Raw genomic sequence first — 20,358 nt, forward strand, 5'->3', positions numbered from 1 at the left:
TTGAATTTCATCTCATTGCAGTAGTGCAGATGTCCAATAAATAAAAAATCAGGATCGTTGTTATGTGGTTTACCCGAGTTAGCGTCAAGTATCCCGTTTTTACCATCATGATGATGTTTTGTCTAATGGTGCTTGGCTTGGCTTCATGGCAACGTATGGGTGTGGAAGAATTTCCTGACGTCGATTTTCCATTTGTAGTGGTTTATACCAGTTATCCAGGCGCATCACCTGAAACAGTTGAATCTGAAATCACCAAGAAAATGGAAGATCAGATCAACACCATTTCTGGACTCAAACAACTGGTTTCACAATCCAGTGAAGGGCTATCTACTATTATTGCCGAGTTTAATTTAGATGTTCCTTCGGCAGTGGCGGCACAAGATGTACGCGATAAAATTTCGTCTGTCAGTGCAGGCTTTCGAGATGAAATTCAAGACCCTGTGGTGGAGCGCTACGACCCAACTGCCAATGCAGTCATGTCGATTGTGTTTGAATCCTCACAAATGTCTTTGCGTGATTTAAGTTCCTATTTAGATCAACAAGTTGTACCGCAACTACGCACTGTGTCTGGTGTCGGAACTGTTAATTTATTGGGTGATGCACAGCGACAAATTCGGATTGAGGTAGATCCACAAAAGTTAATGAGTTTTGGCTTAGGTGTAGATCAGGTCATCAACACGCTCAAAGCTGAAAATATTGAAGTACCTGGCGGCACACTCAAACAAGCCAATAGTGAATTGGTGGTCGAAATCCAATCCAAAGTCATTCATCCTCTGGCTTTTGGCGATTTAATTATTGCCAATAAAAATGGTGCGCCCATCTTTTTAAAACAAGTTGCCACAATTCAAGACAGTCAGGCAGAGCTGGAAACTAGTGCATTTTTAAATGGGCAAACTGCGGTTGCTGTCGATATCTTGCGTAGTTCAGACTCTAATGTCATTGAAGTGGTAGATAACACTTATAAAACCTTAGAACGTATTCAAACCCAACTGCCTGCTGGCATGACTGCAAAAGTCGTGGTGGATTCTTCTAAAGGGATTCGTGGCAGTATCCGTGATGTAGCACGTACCATTATTGAAGGTGCGATTCTGGCAGTCCTGATTGTACTGTTGTTTCTTGGTTCATTCCGTTCTACCGCTATTACAGGATTGACCCTGCCAATCGCCCTACTCGGCACACTCACCTTTATTTGGGCATTTGGCTTTACCATCAACATGATGACCTTACTGGCACTCTCGCTCAGTATTGGCTTATTGATTGATGATGCAATTGTGGTTCGTGAAAATATTGTGCGTCATGCCGATATGGGCAAAGACCATGTCAGGGCTGCTTTGGATGGTACTAAAGAAATTGGCTTGGCAGTTTTAGCAACCACCCTAACCATTGTGGCGGTATTTTTACCTGTAGCATTTATGGGCGGAATTATCGGACGCTTTTTCTATCAATTTGGTGTCACCGTCAGTACTGCCGTACTGATTTCCATGTTTGTCAGTTTTACGCTGGATCCAATGCTTTCTGCACACTGGGCAGAAAAAGCAAATCCGAATAAAAAACCTGGACGGGTAAAACGCTTCTTAAACTGGATTTCTAACAAACTCGACAATTTAAGTCATCATTATGAAAAACTTTTAAAATTAGCACTACGATTTCGCGTTATTACCTTATTGATTGCAGTGGGCTCATTATTTGCAGCACTCGGATTATCCAAACTGATTGGTACGGAGTTTGTACCTGTACCCGACAAAGGTGAGATTCGGATTAAATTTGAAACACCTGTGGATGCCTCACTTGAATATTCACAAGCAAAATTAAAACAAGTAGATCAAATCATCCGTCAACACCCTGAAGTTCGCGCGACTTACGGAGCCATTAACAGCGTGACAGATCGCGGGAAAAATCATGTTAACTTGCGTGTAACTGTCAGCCCGCGTAATGAACGTCAACAAACGCTGACCGAACTCAATAACGAATTTCGCCAGCGTCTACAAAGTATTGCAGGCATCACCATTACCTCTGTCGCATCTGCCGATGAAACGGTTTCTGGTGGGCAAAAACCTGTGATGGTGTCTATTAAAGGCCCTGATTTAGCAGAATTACAAAAAATCTCTGACCGCTTTATGACCGAAATTGCTCAGGTGAATGGTATTGTCGATTTAGAAAGCTCGCTAAAAGCTCCTAAACCTACATTAGGTGTTCATATTAACCGTGTCCTTGCCAGCGATTTAGGGCTATCGGTAAATCAAATTGCCAATATTATCCGCCCACTGATTGCGGGGGATGATGTCACCACTTGGCAAGATGAACGTGGCGAAACCTACGATGTCAATGTTCGCCTTACAGAAAACCATCGTAGCTTGCCGAGCGATGTGCAAAATATGTATTTAACTTCACAAAAAACCGATGCCAATGGACAAAATATTTTAGTGCCTCTAGCAAGTGTGGCGAAGTTTGAAGAAAGTTTAGGTGCAGCGCAAATCAACCGCCGTGATTTGGCCCGTGAAGTTTTGGTCGAAGCTAACACTGCTGGACGTCCTGCAGGGGACATTGGTGCCGACATTCAAAAAATTCAGGATAACTTTAAATTACCCGCAGGTTATAGCTTCGACACTCAAGGCGCCAATGCTGACATGGCTGAATCTGCAGGTTATGCACTGACTGCAATTACCCTGTCTATTGTGTTTATTTATATTGTTTTAGGTTCGCAATTCAACAGTTTCATTCACCCCGCAGCAATTATGGCTTCCCTACCTTTATCGTTGATTGGAGTATTCTTGGCACTGTTTATTTTTAACTCGACCATGAACCTGTTTTCTATTATCGGTATTATTATGCTGATGGGATTGGTCACCAAAAATGCGATTTTACTAATTGATTTTATTAAAAAAGCCATGGATCAGGGCGATTCACGTTATGATGCAATTATAGCTGCAGGGAAAACCCGTTTACGCCCTATTTTAATGACCACCAGTGCAATGGTGATGGGGATGGTGCCACTCGCACTTGGCTTGGGTGAAGGCGGCGAACAAAGTGCGCCTATGGCACATGCAGTCATTGGCGGTGTAATTACATCTACCCTACTCACCTTGGTGGTCGTACCTGTCATTTTCACTTATTTAGACGATTTTAAGAATTTTATGTTACGCCAAACACGTAAACTCATTTCTTAAAATCTCACGTAAAATCACACAATCGCTCGGGCTAAATTTTAACACAAGTTTAGCCCGATTTTTATTGTATAATCTGGCTTTGAAAAAAATCCATTTAACGCTTCATTTTTTAGGACAGTTTCCATGCGCGCGAGTCGCTTTTTATTTGCTACGTTAAGAGAAACCCCAAACGATGCCGAGGTGATTTCTCACCAGCTGATGTTACGTGCGGGTATGATTCGTAAATTGGCTTCAGGTTTATATACTTGGCTGCCAATGGGTGTACGTGTGCTAAATAAAGTTGAAGCCATTGTTCGTGAAGAAATGAATCGCGCAGGTGCTTTAGAAACATTTATGCCTGTCACTCAGCCTGCCTCACTTTGGGAAGAATCAGGTCGTTATGTGCAATACGGTCCTGAATTACTGCGCTTTAAAGACCGCCACGACAATCCTTTTGTACTTGGCCCAACACATGAAGAAGTCATTACCGATTTGGCGCGTAATGAATTAAAAAGCTATAAGCAATTACCAATCAACTTCTATCAAATTCAAACCAAATTCCGTGACGAAATTCGCCCACGTTTTGGGGTAATGCGTTCACGCGAATTTATTATGAAAGATGCTTATTCTTTCCATACCGATCAAGCTTCTTTACAAGAAACCTATGATGTAATGTACGACACCTACTGCCGTATTTTCTCGCGCTTAGGTTTAGACTTCCGCCCAGTACAGGCAGATACAGGTTCTATTGGTGGTTCTGGTTCACATGAATTCCACGTTCTGGCTTCAAGCGGTGAAGATGATATCGCCTTCTCTACCGAATCTGATTATGCAGCCAATATTGAAATGGCTGAAGCTATTTTGGTGGGTGAACGTGCTGCTGCAACCCAAGAACTCAACATTGTGGATACACCAAACCAAAAAACCATTGCGGAAGTTTCTGCATTTTTAGGCACAAATAGTAACCAATCAGTCAAAGCGCTCTTGGTTCAAGGTGTTGCAGATGAAACAGGTCAAGTGCCTGTGATTGCATTATTCCTGCGCGGTGACCATGAACTCAACGAAATTAAAGCAGAAAAGCATCCACAGATTGCAGCACCACTTACTTTTGCAACCGATGCACAAATTGCAGCGTTAGGTTTAACTGCTGGCTTTGTTGGTCCACAAGGTTTGGTTGAAAAAGGCATAACTGTGATTGTAGACCGTGCTGCATCAGTACTATCTGACTTCGTTGCAGGTGCAAACCAAGTTGATCAACACGCAACAGGTGTGAACTGGGAACGCGATGCACAATATACTGAAGTTTACGATTTACGTAACGTCGTTGAGGGCGATCCATCTCCAGATGGCAAAGGAACTCTACAAATTAAACGCGGTATTGAAGTCGGTCATATCTTCCAACTCGGTACTAAATACTCTGAAGCGCTGGGCTGCAAAGTATTAGGTGAAGATGGCAAACCGTTTACCGTGACTATGGGATGCTATGGGATTGGAGTAACACGTGTCGTTGCCTCTGCCATTGAACAAAATTTTGATGATAAAGGGATTATTTGGCCTGCAGCCATCGCACCATTTGAAATTGCGATTGTACCAATGAACGCACATAAATCACCTCGCACATTAGAAGCAGCAGAAGCACTTTATGCTGAACTTCAAGCTGCGGGTTATGATGTATTACTGGATGATCGTAATGAACGTCCTGGGGTGAAATTCTCTGACCTTGAGCTTACAGGTATTCCGCACCGTATTGTGATTGGTGAGAAAGGTTTAGATGCAGGTACTTTTGAATATAAAGGTCGTCGTGATGCTGAATCTAGCAACCTAACGAAAGAAGAATTACTCATCAAAATTGCCAAATAAGATTGAACACTGAGTATAAAAAATCCCGCACAAGTTGCGGGATTTTTTTCATTTGAGATTAACAGAATTTCATACCACCATAACAGTTAGGGGTGACGTTCTGGTTTTGTAAAACCTTATCCGTTAATGTAATCGTAGCAGGGTTCTGAGTAGTATATTGCCCCACATTAATATTTAATTTTTTCTCTACAGGTATTCCAGCTAAAGATCCTAACGCAGCAAAAAAACCAACATCAATTGGTTCAGATTTATAAAGTAAATAATCACTAATTGCTTCAGCTACTTGTGGTAATACCGCAGAAATATCAACCTTATCTGTTGTTGCTAAATATCCCAGTTGTATAGGTTCTTTAAAAGACATCCACCACCCTTGTTGTGCAACATCGCCCTGATCAGCCCCCTGCCAATGCACAGGTTTACTTTGCAAAGATAAATAGCCCCCCGTACCATTGAGTGGAATATTGTGAATCATATTTAAAGCTTGAACAAAAGTAATATCCATATTAAGTTCATCCAAACTCGAACCTGCTGCCATTTTAAAGAATGAGTGCGTACCAACCGTACCTAATAAAGCCGGGAATTCCACATAAAGCTGGTCTTTTGAGAAGTCAGGAGTTCCCTGAACACTACCTGGTAAACTCTTACCCGACTCTGCAGCAGCTAAAGGAATAGAAGGAATAGATGAGCGAATACCACTCACTTTGGCAGCAGTCATACGTTGACCCGTAACCACCGTTTCTGGCATAGTAAAATCTACTTTCATAGAAGGAACTGTAATCCCTGTATGCCCTTCTGTTCTAACACCATTTGTAAATGGCTTACTATCAAACTGTCTTGTTTGCCCCAAAGCCTTTAAACGACCAGAAATAATTTCATCCTCGGTCATACCAAATGTCGCTTGCTCAGTAAATGAATGACCTTGAGTTTGTGCCATTTTCATATAACCACTAAAACTTTTAATCCCGTCATTTGGGTTTTGTACGTTATCTGTACCCAAAGTTAGTAGACCTAAAATTTCTTCAGCACCTAAACGAAAACCAACCACTTCACGTGTTGACGCACTATTTCCACTAATTGCAAACTCAATAAATGGATTGGTAATTTGCGCACTAGTACCCGCACGTTCACCATTAAACTCTGGACTACCTGTTGAATCATGGGACTTATTCAAACCACTTAGTGCAATATTAGAAATATCAATATCACATCCCGCTTTACCACCAATCGCATTATTTACACCACCACAACCTAATTGTAGTGTTTTAATGTTGGCATTAAGCTCCATGAGTGCATCAACACTCAGTTTATAAAAGTTTAACCCTTGTGATTGATCTGTCGCAGTCATCAGATTCAAAAGTGCCTGACCTTGTACATGAGATAACTGATCATCATTTAAAGCCTGCATCGCTTGAGCAGAATTGAATGAAAAAGCTGTACTTAAAATAGATGCAACTAAAATCGGTTTTTTCATTTTATTTCTATCCTTTAGCGTGGCGTAATGCCCAATGTACTGCGCATGGTTCCACCTGTAAGCGCGACAGATGCGATTTTCTGCATATTGCCATTGGTAGACATTGCAAAGTCTGTTTTAAAGGGTTGAGCAATATCATTTTTATAATTAAATTTAACTTGATTGTCTAAAGTAACCGTATCTGCACTAACGACGACTTTTCCTTTAACACCTAAATGCCCTTCCATACGATTCAAGTTAATTGAAGAAGTTTGAACAGTTTCATGATTCACTTGATCTTCATTAATCAAACTAAAATAACTACCTAAATTATTCGGATCTGCCTGTTCTGTGCTATCTAGACTTCTAAACTTAAAGTTCGCATCAAAAGACAAAAAATTTGAGTTCGGATTAGTAGCGGTTGGATCCATTCCAGGAATTACCAACAATTCACCATTTCCATCTAATTTAAACGCAATTGTGGTTAACACATCATCTTTCTTAGAGAAATTGTCGTAGGGTACAAAGCTACCGCATTTCGTTGATTCTGTGACGCAATTGTATTTTGAACCTGGTAATTGCCCAATCGCTAACTCTGCTTTTGCTGCAACCAATAAATGATCTGCACGAATATAAATCCCATCATCTTCATAACCAATCACACCGTCGGACTGAATTAATGCATCAATATTTCTTAAACCAGCATAATAGTTAACAGTTTCTCCTGCATGCAGGCTGTTTTGCCCATCAATTAGGATAATAGAAGTGGTACTGGGCAAGCCTGTTTTTGAATCTATGCCATAACCTTCGGTAGAAACCATGGCGTTATAACCAATTCCCGTTTTATTCGTTCCATCATAAGGTGACAAATATTGTTTACCCGACAAGGCCACATTGGCATTTAAATTATAAATTGGAATTCCAATACCCCAAGAACCACCATCCCCTGTCAATTCATTTAAAGAGTTATCAGAAATAATTCTCGCTTTGGCCGCAATAGACTGAAAGTCCATACCACGAACAGCAATGAGTGAGAACTGATCACCTTCAAGCTCACTCGATAGCAACTGGTTTAAAATAGGACTGGTTGCACCAATGGTATTTTTAATATTTTCATTGACTAAAAAATTGAGATTTTTCGCTTGTACGGTATTAATATAAATATCGCCAAAATCGATATAGGCATTTTTATTGTGTAAATTACCTTGTGCATCACGGGTAGTTAGCGGTCTTAAATTCGAAAACTCAACCGCATAACTGCCTTTTCCTGTGTGCCCAATTTCTAAAGTTGTTGGTAATTGTCCTGCGGTCAAACCTGTCGTATTTTGATTGGTAAAATCAGCAGATAAGCCCAAATGCAAACCACCTTGCCCCACCACAGTATCGTAGCCTGTAACTGCGGTATTTTTAGTTTCAATTACACCATTGACCTTATTCGAAACGTCAAAATTGGCAACATTTTTTTGCTGCCCATTAAAAAACAATTTCGCATTGCTCACTGCACCAGATGCACCAAAGCGAATTAAATTTTTATCATCATAACGCAAGTCAATATTGACCCCAGGATTGGTTGCATTTTGTCGGCTACTTGCAACATCACTCAGGTCTTTCACTCGTCCAAGATTAACAAAATGGTCGGTGGTACCATTTTTAGTGGTAAAGACCAATCCCTCATCGGCATCAATATACATATAGCCGTCAGTCGCAAAATTAAAGTTAAAATCATGCAAAGATAATTGATGCTTACCTAAACCATGACTAATATTGGCATTCTGTAACTGGAAGTTTAAATGTGCCGTTTCATTTTGATTGAATAAACCTGCTTTGGTTTCTAATAATACTTTTAAAGGTGATTTCGTTTCTAAGCCGAACTGACCCAAACTTTGTGTTTCTTTAGTACAACTATTTCCGACACAGTTCTTTTTGACTAAGTTTAAATCTGCAGTCGCTTGAAAAGCGTCAATACTCGCATCTATACGCACACCTGCGCCAACATCAGTTTTCCCCACATCTAAAGCAAGCTTACTGATAATAGGCTGGTTATTCTGTCCTTGAATTTCTACATTATGTAAGCCTAAACCCTGTTGAGTTCCAGCCACTAAATCAGGATCATACCAATTGACTTGATTAATCGTGGCTTTAGACATTTCATGGGTGATTACAATACCATCTTGCCCACTTACATCAGACAAATGCTGGTCTGCAATCAGCTCTAAAGCATACACTTGTTGCGCACAAAGTACGCTCAATGTTAATAAATTCAACTGCATTATTTTTTTCATTTTTATTTCCCTATACTGTACTTAATCCTATATTCAACAACGACTTGCTGCTGAACCTGTACAGTTGTAGCTAAATATTTTCACATTGCCAGACATGTGCATATTGCCGTGAATATTTAAGCCCATAAATCCTTTTTCGGCGCCCCGATCAAACAATGGTACATCCAAAGATACCTCACTACCGATCGTTCCATCTGCTAAAATTTGTTTTGAATTATATTTCTCATAAACTGTTGAATTTGCATAACCCTCACCTTCAAGTTTAGAACCTGTTTCAATCGCCATGGTTGCAAAACCCAAATTTCTTATTTTCAACGGCTTATCATCATAAAACTTAAGCTGCATAGCCGTTTGTGGGTCATTTTTATGATTAATAATAGTCGTGCCATCTAAAGAAAACTTATCAATTTGTAGGGTGCCTTGAATTTGCTTAAATACCAGCCATTTTTTATTACCGTTATTATCTTCATGGTTATTGGGTGCAATCGCTAAACGACAGAGCACATTATTGTCAGCACAATTTTCACTATAGCGATAATAAACTTCTGTAGGTTTAGTCCCGCCATTAAATTTTGAAATATTGCTGAGTTCTAAATTTTCAGCATATTCATGGTTTAACGACAACGTCCAACTGAGATCTGCACCCCCTTGACCTGTTGCTTGGGTTAATTCATGATTTTCCAGTGCAATTAAATTGGCATGGGTCAAAGGACTACACATCAATGCAATACAAGACAGTTTTTTCAACATGATGATTCTCCTTTTATAGACCTGTTGTTTTAAATTTAAGGTGCTGAATCAGCACACCATCTATTGCAACTGAACCTAGATTCTTAGCAGTACCATCTACACCCTTAAATACAACACCTGTGGCATTATCATGATCCTTGGCACGCAACATATTATTTGGCAAGCGTTCTACAGTACCAATTGCAATACTACTATGCGTCGCATTACGTCCTTGATACATCGCAGTACTGTCATTGACATTGGCTTTTAGCGGTGTGCCACAGCTCACCACATTACAGGTTGAACCTGTAAATGCTGTAGAACCTAAATACCCACCCTTTCCGTCTTCATAATTTTGATAAATTTTATTGTAAATTTCAGGAACATTCGGAATACGTGTGACTTCCAGCACAATATTATTGCCCTCAGAACCAACCACAAAAGGCTGATACATATTCCCTAAAACTAAATTGACATTTGGACTATATAAGTACAAACCCTCTGTATCATGAAAAACTGGTGCTAATGAACCATCTATTGCTGGTGTGACCGCCGTTCCATCCAAAGTATCTGATTTTGCTGCTGTACTAATGCGGATCCCTTTACTATCTAAGTTTGAATCTGTGAAACTTAAATTCGCAGGATTATCATTAGTATTTAAACGCAATACACTTGCCATACCCAATGTTTGATGATGATTTGGATTATCAGAATCTAAAGTCTGAAATAGTCGAGTCTGCGAACCATTTAAACTTAAACCATTGGCAATAAACTGAGTACGCAAACGGTACTCTTTATCTAAACCAGATTTTGGCGCCCCAGTGCTTGGATCTACCTCTGCGCTTGAGTTCAACTGACGTGAAAAAATATCAGTCCAAAAACCCAATTTAATATTATTATCACTTTCAGTTGGCGTTGTAGTTGCGAGCGGTGCCTCTAATGCTAAATAACCAACATCTTTTTCTATATTTTTAAATTGTTTTACTTTTTCTGTGCCTGCACGGAATAACCATGGATTGTCTGCGGAACCCCAGTTAAAGCCCTGATTGCTATAACGGCTACTTAATGAGTTATCACTTTTAGATAATGCTAAACCATAAATAAAAACATCTGCTTTGGTTCTATTATGCGTTATATTTGCTTGCTGATTTACAGTATCACGTATTACTTGATTCGCATGCAATTCAACCTGTTTTAATGCATACACCTCTGCCAATGCTTTCGCATTTTTTACGGCGATAGGTGTCGCATCAATTGTTAGTTTTGCATTTACACGGCTAGTTAATTCATTCTTCCACTGATCAACATTATTTAAATCATTTAAAGCTGCATCACGCGAACGCTTCCTCTTTTCATTAGGTAATAAAAACCAATTCGCTCCCACATTATAAACTTCATTATACCAATAATCGTAACGTTGTTTATAAAGGGTTCCCGCCTGATCACTATACTCATATTCACGATAAGTTTTTTCATTTTCAACTTTCTTTGCTGCAAATGCTTTATCAAACTCACCCTGATAAACACGATTATATTCTGCAGTTTCCGATGTCTTATACACTGCTTTATGTGAATTATCATATTGATTCGTATAAGCAATTTTATATTTTTCTTCAAACTGCTTATTTTGAATATATTGATAATTCTCCCCCGTCGGGATAATACGAATAAAGCCCGTATCATATTGACTTGGGTTTTCTAAGCCACGTGTATAGCTCGACCCTGTAGAAAGATCGTTCGGTTGCTGGAACACCATCTTGAAGTCATCAAGAACTAAAGCAACCCCTTCGCCTGTGGTATTTGACAAAGAGTCATCGGAGAGTGCTTGTAAAGCATAACTCGGATTCGCCAAAAGTAAGCCTATAGCAGTGGCTAGGCAACGCTTACGAAAAGGGAAAGTAATTGCGTGTTCAGTCATCTCGACCTTCCTTTTATCTGATGCTCCGCATCTTTCTTTTATTTATAGCTTGGCTATTTATTTGAGTGTTTTTATCCTTAAAAACGTGATTATGCCAAACCATTCTCATATTTAATTATGCTGAATATTTATGCAAATGCAAAACAAACTGGCTAAACAGCACAGCTTTCCGATGAATGAAAAAAAGCGAGCACATTGGCTCGCTTGTTCAACAGAAAAATTGTGATGGGTTAATCACTTATGCTTTAGGCAAGGTCACGCCTGTCTGCCCTTGATATTTACCACCACGATCTTTGTACGAAGTTTCGCAGACTTCATCTGATTCAAAGAACAACATTTGTGCCACACCTTCGCCTGCATAAATACGTGCAGGTAAGTTCGTGGTATTGGAAAACTCTAAAGTTACATGACCTTCCCACTCTGGTTCCAGTGGCGTCACATTCACAATAATACCGCAACGCGCATAGGTCGATTTACCTAAGCATACTGTCAATACATTGCGTGGAATACGGAAATATTCTACGGTACGCGCTAAAGCAAATGAGTTTGGCGGAATGATGCACACATCTGATTCAATATCGATAAAACTTTTTTCATCAAAGTTTTTTGGATCGACAATTGCTGAGTGAACATTGGTAAAGACTTTAAATTCACGTGCACAACGTACGTCATAACCATAGCTAGACACCCCATAAGAGATGAGTTTTTCGCCATTTTCGTCAAAGCGAACTTGGTTTTCTGCATACGGTTCAATCATGCCGTGTTTTTCGCTCATTTCGCGAATCCAACGATCAGACTTAATTGCCATTTATTTTCTATCCAAAATATGAATGTTTAACTGTGCTGTACTTTAACTGAAATCTAAGTTAATGAAAACCAGCCGTTTCCCTCACATCGCTTTTTTAAGTGCAATGATTAGGGGCTGTTGACAATTCGTCTATGTTTGCGACATGAGAGATATATCTCGCAAGGTTTTTTAGCTGATATAAGGCATGGGACAGGAAATTTAGTCATTCTAAATGACTGGCACATAACGCAATAGCAGCAAAAAATATGCTTGTCCCCTTGCGCAGCAAACAAAGCAATGCTTTGTTCTCGCTCATGTGGCTAAAACTTTCTCAGATTGCGTTATGAAACTTGGCAATAGACCCACTATTCCCTGCGTTTCATGCCTGATCTGCTCAGTTTTAGCCTACAGCGCAAGCCATTTATGAAATGTCAACAGACCCTATTTCCAGTAGATACAACTTTTAGATACAACGTTGGCTTTATAGACTCAACAAAGCCGAATAACTTAAAGGAATTGAAAAGCTCAGCAACACAATAGAAGCTGTTTTTTGTAGATTGCACTGATTGAGCCAGCTAATTTTATTTTTAGCGAGCACCGAACCAATAAATGTCCAGAAAAAAGCAATCGGCACGATTAAACATAAAAATGCCAACATGTGTGCCACATAATAGTCTGCTTTTACCCATGCAATCGTTGGGAAAATTGCAGAGGCGAACAACAATGCTTTAGGATTCAGTAAAGTCGCTAAAAATAGCTCACTCGCACGGATCGTAGGTTGATTAAAGCTTTGCTCGACTTTAGCCGTGCGCCATAATTTAATCGCCAAGAAAATAATATAGCTTGCACTGAATAATTTTAGAATGGTGGGCAACAACGGGAGATGAGTAGACACCGTACCAATTAAGGCGCCCCAAAGTGTAATAGAAATCAAATAACCCAATGCTTCTGCTGGAATTAATCGGAAAGATTTGCGGATACCAACCTGAATACCTGATGATGCAAGCAAGGTATTGGTTGGCCCTGGTGTCAATAAAATTGTGATCACCAAACCGATAAAAAACCATGAAATCATGCATTGACCTCACTACTGAATGAGCGCAGATTAAAATAGTTCATTGCAATTGGCAAAAAGTATTTTGTAAGACAAATTCTTGATCAGTTTAACATTTTAAATTTATTATTTTATTCAATCACTTATATAAAAAATATTTTTTAATTAAATGGTAACTTATAAGTCATTTTATCTTAACATTTTTAAGGTATTTAGAGATTAAACACCATTAAATCAGATGCTTGTGTATTTTTTAATCAAAAAAAATAGCTCACCGAAGTGAGCCAAATTTTCAAAATATTGTGACTTAGCTTTTAAAGATGAATCAGTCAAAATTTAAAGAATGATAACTTAATGACTGCAACTGCAATCATTCCAAGCTGAGATCCCTCACTAGAAAATACGATTCTGATCTTTTTCAGCTTTAGGCAGTTTTTTTGCAATTTGCTGAGCAATCGCAATGTAACTATCGGCAGCATCATCGCCTGCAATCACTGACGGCGTACCTGCATCGACATTTTCACGAATACTGACATTCAATGGTAAACGCCCAAGTAACGGAATGTCATATTGTTCTGCCAGTTTATCGCCACCACCTTGACCAAAAATTTGTTCTTCGTAGCCGCAGTTTGAGCAGATATGCGTCGACATATTCTCAATTACGCCCATCACAGGAATTTGCACACGATTAAACAGCTCGATGCCTTTCACAGCATCCATTAAGGCAACATTTTGTGGTGTAGTCACAATCACCGCTCCCGTTACAGGAATACGCTGTGCAAGGGTCAGTTGAATATCCCCCGTTCCTGGTGGCATATCAATCATCAACACATCTAAATCTGGCCATAAGGTTTGATTAAAGAGCTGCATTAATGCACCTGTGGCTTTTGGTCCACGCCACGCTACAGGTGTATTGTGGTCACCTGTTAAATGTCCGATGGATAACACAGGCATCCCAAAAGCATCCAACGGCACAAACTGCTCGGCTTCAATCATTGGGGTTCTGCCTGCATTGCCGAGCATGGTCGGAATACTTGGACCATAAATATCGGCATCCAATACGCCAACTTTTAAGCCGAGCTTTTGCAAAGCTAAAGCCAAATTTACTGTAGTGGTAGATTTTCCAACCCCGCCTTTGCCTGAAGATACCAAAATTACGTTTTGAATACGCGGATGTTTCGGCACATCACGTTGGTGTGGCGCAGCTTTTTGAATCGGTGGATTATTCGGATCGGCTTCTTGCATTGAACTTTGGCCCGCAGCATCGACCACCGGTGGTAAATGAGATGTTGCAGTCTGTGTGGTCGATGTTGCGCAGCTTTCATCTTCAGCATGTTGATGCCCACAACTTTCTTTTTTCTGTCCAGATTTCTGCTGAATCACATGCATATTCAGTTCTTTAATGCCGCATTTTTCTAAAGCATCTGCCAGTTCATCATGAATTTGTTGTAAATGTTGTTTTTCTTCAGGATAAGTATTGATGGTGATTTGCAGAATATCACCTTGCACATTCACTTGAGAAATACGATCTTTTAAAGCATGTTCAGATTCAGGCAATATATAACTTTGTAGCACGTGCTGAATAGCTTCCTCATTCACCGTATGCGAAGGTGAAAAAACTGATTTAAGTGAAGAAAGCCAAGACATAGATTTACTCCAAAGTTTGGAAATACCGCGATTTTGATAGTGTAACGATAATTCAGTATAAGGTTAAGTCGTGCTATCACTGAAATACTTAATTCTGAGTATATTGCTTGGTTTTTGACATGATTTATCTTCAAATGCAGACCAAGAGCTTGTTTCGATATTGTATTTAGCCTTCTAAGCGGATTTGAAAAGAATTCCTGGAATCCCTTGTGCATCTATGTGCTATCTAAGGTAAAATTGCCCGAATTGCATCGTCCCTATTTGAGAGAGTTATATCCGTGCGTCAAATTTTAGTCACTAACGCCCTACCATACGCCAATGGTCCGATCCATATGGGTCACTTACTCGGTTATATCCAGGCAGATATCTGGGTTCGCGCCATGCGTGCAATGGGACATGACGTGACTTATGTCTGTGCGGATGATGCGCATGGTACAGCAATCATGCTGCGTGCCGAAGCCAACGGGATTAGCCCTGAACAGCAAATTGCCAATGTGCAACAAGAACACATTCGCGATTTTGACGGTTTTGGTGTGCATTTTGATCATTATGATTCAACGCATAGCGACACCAACCGCGCACGTGCCAGCGAAATTTATGTCAAAAACCGTGATGCAGGCAATATTGCTGTTCGTCCCGTCACGCAATTATTTGACCCTGAAAAAGGCATGTTCTTATCAGATCGTTTTATTAAAGGCACTTGCCCAAAATGTAAAGCGGAAGATCAATACGGCGATTCTTGCGAAGTTTGCGGCACAACCTATAATGCGACTGAGCTGATTAATCCAAAATCGACTTTGAGCGGTGCAACGCCAGTAGAAAAATCATCAGATCATTACTTCTTTAAATTGCCTAATTTTGGCGAATATTTGCAAAAATGGACACGCGATGAAGGTCGTTTGCCAGTTTCGATCGCCAACAAATTAGATGAATGGTTTGAAAATGGCTTGAATGACTGGGATATTTCACGTGATGCACCATATTTTGGTTTTGAAATTCCAGACGCACCAAATAAATATTTTTATGTATGGGTTGATGCACCAATTGGTTATATGTCGAGTTTTGAAAACTACGTAAAAACCAAACGCCCTGACCTAAATTTTGACGATTACTGGAAAAAAGATTCAGACAAAGAAGTCTATCACTTCATTGGTAAAGACATCGTATATTTCCACGCTTTATTCTGGCCTGCAATGTTAGATGGTGCGGGTTATCGCACGCCTACAGGTTTATTTGTAAATGGTTTCTTGACTGTAAATGGTCAAAAAATGTCGAAATCTCGCGGCACATTTATTAAAGCAGAAACGTATTTACAGCATTTAAATCCTGAATATTTACGCTATTACTTTGCATCAAAACTGTCTGATAAAGTTGAAGACTCTGACTTAAATCTGGATGATTTTGTGCAGAAAGTAAACTCTGATCTTGTAGGTAAAGTGGTGAATATTGCCAGTCGTTGTGCCAAATTCATCAACACTAAATTTGATAACAAATTAAGTGCAAACTGCGCTGAACCTGAGTTAGTACAAAGCTTTATTGCTGCAGGTGACTCGATTGCCAAAGCATACGAAGAGCGTGAATTCTCTGCGGCAATTCGTGAAATTATGGCGCTTGCTGACCGCGCCAACCAATATATTGATGAGAAAAAGCCTTGGGCTTTAGCCAAAATTGAAGGCGAAGAACAGCAAGTTCATGACGTATGTTCTGTAGGGATTAACCTATTCCGTCAATTGGCGATTTATCTTGCGCCTGTACTGCCAACCTTGGCTGAACAAGTTCAAGCCTTCTTACAGTTAGATAGCTTTAACTTTGAATCACGTAAAACTGTTTTAGTCGGTCATGAAATTGCGTTGTTCCAACCACTCATGCAACGTGTTGATCCGAAAGCGGTAGCTGCAATGGTAGATGCATCTAAAGATTCTTTAGCCGCACCTGCTGAAGCACCAAAAACGGAAAAGAAAAAAGAAAAAGCCAAAGAGAAAAAAGCAGAACCAAAAGTCGGTGAAGCGGAAATTATCACGATTGATGACTTTGTCAAAATTGATTTACGTGTTGCAGAAGTTTTAGAGGCTGCAACCGTTGAAGGTTCAGACAAACTGCTTCAATTAACTTTAAATGTAGGTGAAGCTGAGCCACGTAATGTGTTTAGTGGTATTCGTGAATTTTATCAACCAGAAGATTTAAAAGGCAAATTGGTGGTGATGGTGGCTAACCTTGCACCTCGTAAAATGCGTTTTGGTATTTCTAATGGGATGGTACTCGCTGCGGGTAATGGTGACGGCGTTTGGGTGGTTTCACCTGAAAGTGGTGCGAAACCGGGTGATAAAGTCAGCTAAGCTGTGAATTGAAAAATGCGCCGAAATGGCGCATTTTTCTTAAAAATATAATTATTTTATTGATTTCTAAATAATTCTAATTAAAATATCGCTGCTTTTATTTATTAAAATTATTTTAGGGGTATTTATGAAAAAAGTATTAGCAATCGCATTATCTTTATCGACACTTGCTTTCACTGGTTGTTCAGTACGTATGGCGGATATGACTGTCGCATCTACGAAAAACTATAACTTAAACTCAAATCAATTTGTAAAAGGTGAACGAGTTACAGGTGAAGATAAAGTACCTGTTGTATTATTTCCTTTAGGTATTCCAAACTTCAAAACAGCTGTAGATCGTGCAATTGAAAAAGATCGCTGTGCAGTTGCTTTATCTGATGTTGTTATTACTCAATTAAACCAAGCATTCATTGTAGGTCAAATTGGTTATCGCGTTGAAGGCACTCAAGTTATTGATCGCTCTCAACCAGAATGTAAAAAATAATATGTACTAAGTATAAATCCTCTCACCCTAGAGGGGATTTATACAAAAATCACTTCATCCCAAAAATTAATTTTAAGCCCAATACTGTCATGACCGCCCCTGCTGCACGGTCAAAAATAGCCTTAAACTTAATATAAGCCTGACGTGGTTTTTCTGCAGACAAAGCTACAGCAACCAATGAACACCAACCTGCATCAATAAAAAAACACAGAATTGGCAGCACCACATAAAAATAGTTCGGAATTTCTTTAGGCAACAAAGCTGTAAAAATACTCGCCAAGACAATTGCAATTTTAGGGTTAGATAACTGTGTAATTAAACCTGTGGTAAACGCACGGCGCAGTGACATTTGCTGTCCATCTGCAAGATTAGTTTGAATAGGCTCTTTGGCATGCTTCACAATTTTATAAGCCAAAAATAACAGATATAAACCACCGCAAATTTTAAGCAGCAAATATGCCGAAGGCACAGCCAATAAAATAGCCTGCAACCCCATCACCGCCAATAAACCAAAAATTGCTGCACCCGTACCTGTGCCTAAAGCCGTAAATAAACCATGTTTACGAGAAATGGCAATCGAATTTTTTGCCACATAAATAAAGGTGGGGCCAGGACTCATTGCACCCAGCATTAATGCCATCGCAATTGAACCTAATATAAGCAAGGATTCCAAAACCAACACCTGACGCAGCAAAATCAATTCGGCTATTTTACGGTTTTTATTTCCATGGTTGTACTATTTGGTCAAATTATTTCTTGGCAATTTTCCTACTGGATGTCGTAACCAATTGATAGTCATGTTCATGTACAGGCATGCCCACCATAATCATGCCGCGCGTTTCTATTTTTTGTGAGTTTTGAGTTTGTGTCTTTTGCACACTTGCGGCATCACATCCACATAAACCCACAACCACACCAAGCAAAAATACAGAACACCATTGATGAGAAAAGAATGACATGATTTTTCTCCTGTTCTTCTATTTATATTTATATTTATAGTTCGAGCATAACATTCATTCAGCACGTAAATTCATTGTGTTTAATAAAGTGCCATTTATAATTATGTGTCTAATCCTATTGCTGATCTGTATGTTCGATACCATCGCTCAAGAAATTCCATTACAACGTATTGATTTTTATGGTCGTGAACTGTGGATTAAACGCCTCGATTTAGTGCATCCCTATATTTCGGGCAATAAGTTTTACAAACTAAAATATAATTTTTTAGCTGCCCAAGCGCAGGGTTATCAACACGTTCTGACTTTTGGCGGCGCATATTCAAATCATATTGCTGCAACCGCTTTTGCCGCTCAATTGTTTGGTTGGAAAAGTACCACAATCATCCGTGGTGAAGAGTTGGCACAACGCCCTTTGAACTCAACTTTGGCTTTAGCCCATGAGATGGGCATGCAATTTCAATTTGTTTCACGTGAAATGTATCGTCAGAAAAGCAGTCCCGAGTTTTTACAGGATTTGCAGCATGAATATCCCGATGCTTATATTCTTCCTGAAGGTGGTACTAACGCATTGGCAATTCAGGGCTGTCAGGAAATTTTAAGTGCCGATGATTTGCATCAGTTTGATCTGATTTGTTGTGCCGTTGGCACAGGTGGCACGCTTACAGGTTTGATTGAAGCGAGTCATCCACATCAACAGATTTTGGGTTTTTCTGCATTAAAGGGAGATTTTTTAACGCAGGATGTTAAACAACTGACCATGAAAAGAAATTGGCAAATCACTGATGAGTTTTGCTGTGGTGGCTATGCCAAAACCACGCCTGAATTATTAGCCTTTATTCGAGCGTTTGAAAAAGAACATGCAATTCCACTCGAGCAAATTTATACAGGCAAAATGTTGTTTGGATTAAGTCACATGATACAACGTGGCGAATTTAATACAGGCGAACATATTTTGCTCATTCATAGTGGTGGTTTACAAGGCAGGCATATTGCACCTGCCTAATTCAACAGGCTTTTTTGCACAAAGATTTGAAAGGCAAAGCGCCCCGAATTCAGCCAAATTTAAGGCGTAACTTGGGTAAGTGTTCGACCTAATAGCGTAAATCTGTTGAGGACTGCTACAGGTACGAACATTTCATTGACTTGACAATTAAAGCGACTTGCGCTGAGTTTATCTCCTGATCATTTGATGCAATGCATCTTAGTTTCAACCCAACTTCAAGGATTTAATTAGAAAGTATTTGATGGCTGCGTCGAAGTTTGTTTGTTTTCGTCGCTTTTGCCTTTTGATTGTGCAGACTAATGCCTAGTTCTGGATCCAACCAAATGGCAATATTTCCTCGATTGATGCGCTCAGTTATATGAAGACAAATGGGTGGTACGATAAAGTTTAATTGTAGGCTTATTCATTTTAAAATTATATTGTAGGACAAGTCTTAACAGATAGGTTAATGCAACACACACGAAGTGAGTGCAACACAACGATGGTCTATTTGATGATAAATTCCTCATGTTTTATTAAAAAAGATCTCTGTACACGACAAATTTCACAGAACCCTTATCCTATCAGGATTCTGCTTTCTTAAAATTGCCAAAATTTCCTTAAACTCTTCTTTTTTCCCAAAACCAATTAAACGCTGAATCGCCATTTGAACATAGTCTAAACCATAGCGAAATAAACTCATTGAGAGTCGTCCATGCTTCTT

At 39.5% G+C, this 20,358-nt stretch carries 14 protein-coding genes and 1 pseudogene; 5 read left to right on the top strand and 10 right to left on the bottom strand.

Going from position 1 to position 20,358, the window contains the following annotated elements; all coding sequences use genetic code 11:
- The first annotated feature begins 62 nt into the window (after positions 1–62).
- Positions 63–3,167: an efflux RND transporter permease subunit gene (locus tag HYG89_RS08940; protein ID WP_178867155.1), complete on the top strand. Its 3,105-nt coding sequence runs from the start codon at positions 63–65 to the stop codon at positions 3,165–3,167.
- A 123-nt stretch (positions 3,168–3,290) separates the two neighbouring features.
- Positions 3,291–5,006, top strand: coding sequence for a proline--tRNA ligase (locus HYG89_RS08945; protein ID WP_178867157.1), 1,716 nt, complete (start codon positions 3,291–3,293; stop codon positions 5,004–5,006).
- 58 nt (positions 5,007–5,064) lie between these two features.
- On the opposite strand, the gene HYG89_RS08950 is transcribed toward HYG89_RS08945, so the two are convergent.
- The 7 genes from HYG89_RS08950 to apbC all read right to left on the bottom strand — a co-directional run bounded on the left by HYG89_RS08950 (position 5,065) and on the right by apbC (position 14,873).
- Positions 5,065–6,477, bottom strand: coding sequence for a hypothetical protein (locus HYG89_RS08950; protein ID WP_178867159.1), 1,413 nt, complete (start codon positions 6,475–6,477; stop codon positions 5,065–5,067).
- A 14-nt stretch (positions 6,478–6,491) separates the two neighbouring features.
- Positions 6,492–8,738, bottom strand: coding sequence for a DUF6160 family protein (locus tag HYG89_RS08955; RefSeq protein ID WP_178867161.1), 2,247 nt, complete (start codon positions 8,736–8,738; stop codon positions 6,492–6,494).
- Between the two features lie 33 nt (positions 8,739–8,771).
- On the bottom strand, positions 8,772–9,488 hold the full coding sequence (locus HYG89_RS08960; protein WP_178867163.1) for a hypothetical protein: 717 nt from the start codon (positions 9,486–9,488) through the stop codon (positions 8,772–8,774).
- A 13-nt stretch (positions 9,489–9,501) separates the two neighbouring features.
- Complete coding sequence (locus HYG89_RS08965; protein ID WP_178867165.1) at positions 9,502–11,385, bottom strand: hypothetical protein; 1,884 nt, start codon at positions 11,383–11,385, stop codon at positions 9,502–9,504.
- Between the two features lie 238 nt (positions 11,386–11,623).
- On the bottom strand, positions 11,624–12,193 hold the full coding sequence (gene dcd / locus HYG89_RS08970) for a dCTP deaminase (protein ID WP_004975507.1): 570 nt from the start codon (positions 12,191–12,193) through the stop codon (positions 11,624–11,626).
- 460 nt (positions 12,194–12,653) lie between these two features.
- On the bottom strand, positions 12,654–13,247 hold the full coding sequence (locus tag HYG89_RS08975; protein ID WP_070152620.1) for a LysE family translocator: 594 nt from the start codon (positions 13,245–13,247) through the stop codon (positions 12,654–12,656).
- Between the two features lie 372 nt (positions 13,248–13,619).
- Positions 13,620–14,873, bottom strand: a complete 1,254-nt coding sequence (apbC, locus tag HYG89_RS08980) for an iron-sulfur cluster carrier protein ApbC (protein ID WP_178867167.1) — start codon at positions 14,871–14,873, stop codon at positions 13,620–13,622.
- Positions 14,874–15,151: 278 nt separating this feature from the next.
- Between apbC and metG the strand changes: the two genes are divergently transcribed.
- Both metG and HYG89_RS08990 read left to right on the top strand, forming a co-directional pair.
- Positions 15,152–17,209 (top strand): methionine--tRNA ligase, encoded by a 2,058-nt coding sequence (gene metG, locus HYG89_RS08985; RefSeq protein WP_178867169.1) that lies wholly within the window; start codon positions 15,152–15,154, stop codon positions 17,207–17,209.
- Between the two features lie 127 nt (positions 17,210–17,336).
- Positions 17,337–17,693, top strand: coding sequence for a hypothetical protein (locus HYG89_RS08990; RefSeq protein WP_136144675.1), 357 nt, complete (start codon positions 17,337–17,339; stop codon positions 17,691–17,693).
- Positions 17,694–17,742: 49 nt separating this feature from the next.
- Here HYG89_RS08990 and HYG89_RS08995 read toward each other — a convergent pair whose 3' ends face one another.
- Together HYG89_RS08995 and HYG89_RS09000 are read right to left on the bottom strand one after the other, a co-directional pair.
- Positions 17,743–18,366 carry a LysE family translocator gene (locus HYG89_RS08995; RefSeq protein WP_178867171.1) on the bottom strand — a complete coding sequence of 208 codons (624 nt, stop codon included), beginning with the start codon at positions 18,364–18,366 and terminating at the stop codon, positions 17,743–17,745.
- Between the two features lie 76 nt (positions 18,367–18,442).
- Entirely contained in the window at positions 18,443–18,652 is a 210-nt protein-coding gene (locus HYG89_RS09000; RefSeq protein ID WP_178867172.1) for an NF038215 family lipoprotein, read from the bottom strand.
- 130 nt (positions 18,653–18,782) lie between these two features.
- Here HYG89_RS09000 and HYG89_RS09005 point away from each other — a divergent pair, with 130 nt between their 5' ends.
- Positions 18,783–19,655 (top strand): 1-aminocyclopropane-1-carboxylate deaminase/D-cysteine desulfhydrase, encoded by an 873-nt coding sequence (locus HYG89_RS09005; RefSeq protein WP_178867173.1) that lies wholly within the window; start codon positions 18,783–18,785, stop codon positions 19,653–19,655.
- 544 nt (positions 19,656–20,199) lie between these two features.
- On the opposite strand, the pseudogene HYG89_RS09015 reads toward HYG89_RS09005, so the two are convergent.
- A pseudogene (locus HYG89_RS09015) lies at positions 20,200–20,358 on the bottom strand (IS4 family transposase); the annotation flags it as partial.

This window comes from Acinetobacter sp. SwsAc5, from assembly GCF_013391485.1.
GTDB classification, from domain to species: Bacteria; Pseudomonadota; Gammaproteobacteria; order Pseudomonadales; family Moraxellaceae; genus Acinetobacter; species Acinetobacter towneri.

Coding starts and splice junctions, on each gene's coding strand:
- apbC (WP_178867167.1), bottom strand. CDS start 14,873: ATGTCTTGGCTTTCTTCACTTAAATCAGTTTTTTCACCTTCGCATACG.
- dcd (WP_004975507.1), bottom strand. CDS start 12,193: ATGGCAATTAAGTCTGATCGTTGGATTCGCGAAATGAGCGAAAAACAC.
- HYG89_RS08945 (WP_178867157.1), top strand. CDS start 3,291: ATGCGCGCGAGTCGCTTTTTATTTGCTACGTTAAGAGAAACCCCAAAC.
- HYG89_RS09000 (WP_178867172.1), bottom strand. CDS start 18,652: ATGTCATTCTTTTCTCATCAATGGTGTTCTGTATTTTTGCTTGGTGTG.
- HYG89_RS08965 (WP_178867165.1), bottom strand. CDS start 11,385: ATGACTGAACACGCAATTACTTTCCCTTTTCGTAAGCGTTGCCTAGCC.
- HYG89_RS08960 (WP_178867163.1), bottom strand. CDS start 9,488: ATGTTGAAAAAACTGTCTTGTATTGCATTGATGTGTAGTCCTTTGACC.
- HYG89_RS09005 (WP_178867173.1), top strand. CDS start 18,783: ATGTTCGATACCATCGCTCAAGAAATTCCATTACAACGTATTGATTTT.
- HYG89_RS08950 (WP_178867159.1), bottom strand. CDS start 6,477: ATGAAAAAACCGATTTTAGTTGCATCTATTTTAAGTACAGCTTTTTCA.
- HYG89_RS08940 (WP_178867155.1), top strand. CDS start 63: ATGTGGTTTACCCGAGTTAGCGTCAAGTATCCCGTTTTTACCATCATG.
- HYG89_RS08990 (WP_136144675.1), top strand. CDS start 17,337: ATGAAAAAAGTATTAGCAATCGCATTATCTTTATCGACACTTGCTTTC.
- HYG89_RS08975 (WP_070152620.1), bottom strand. CDS start 13,247: ATGATTTCATGGTTTTTTATCGGTTTGGTGATCACAATTTTATTGACA.
- HYG89_RS08955 (WP_178867161.1), bottom strand. CDS start 8,738: ATGAAAAAAATAATGCAGTTGAATTTATTAACATTGAGCGTACTTTGT.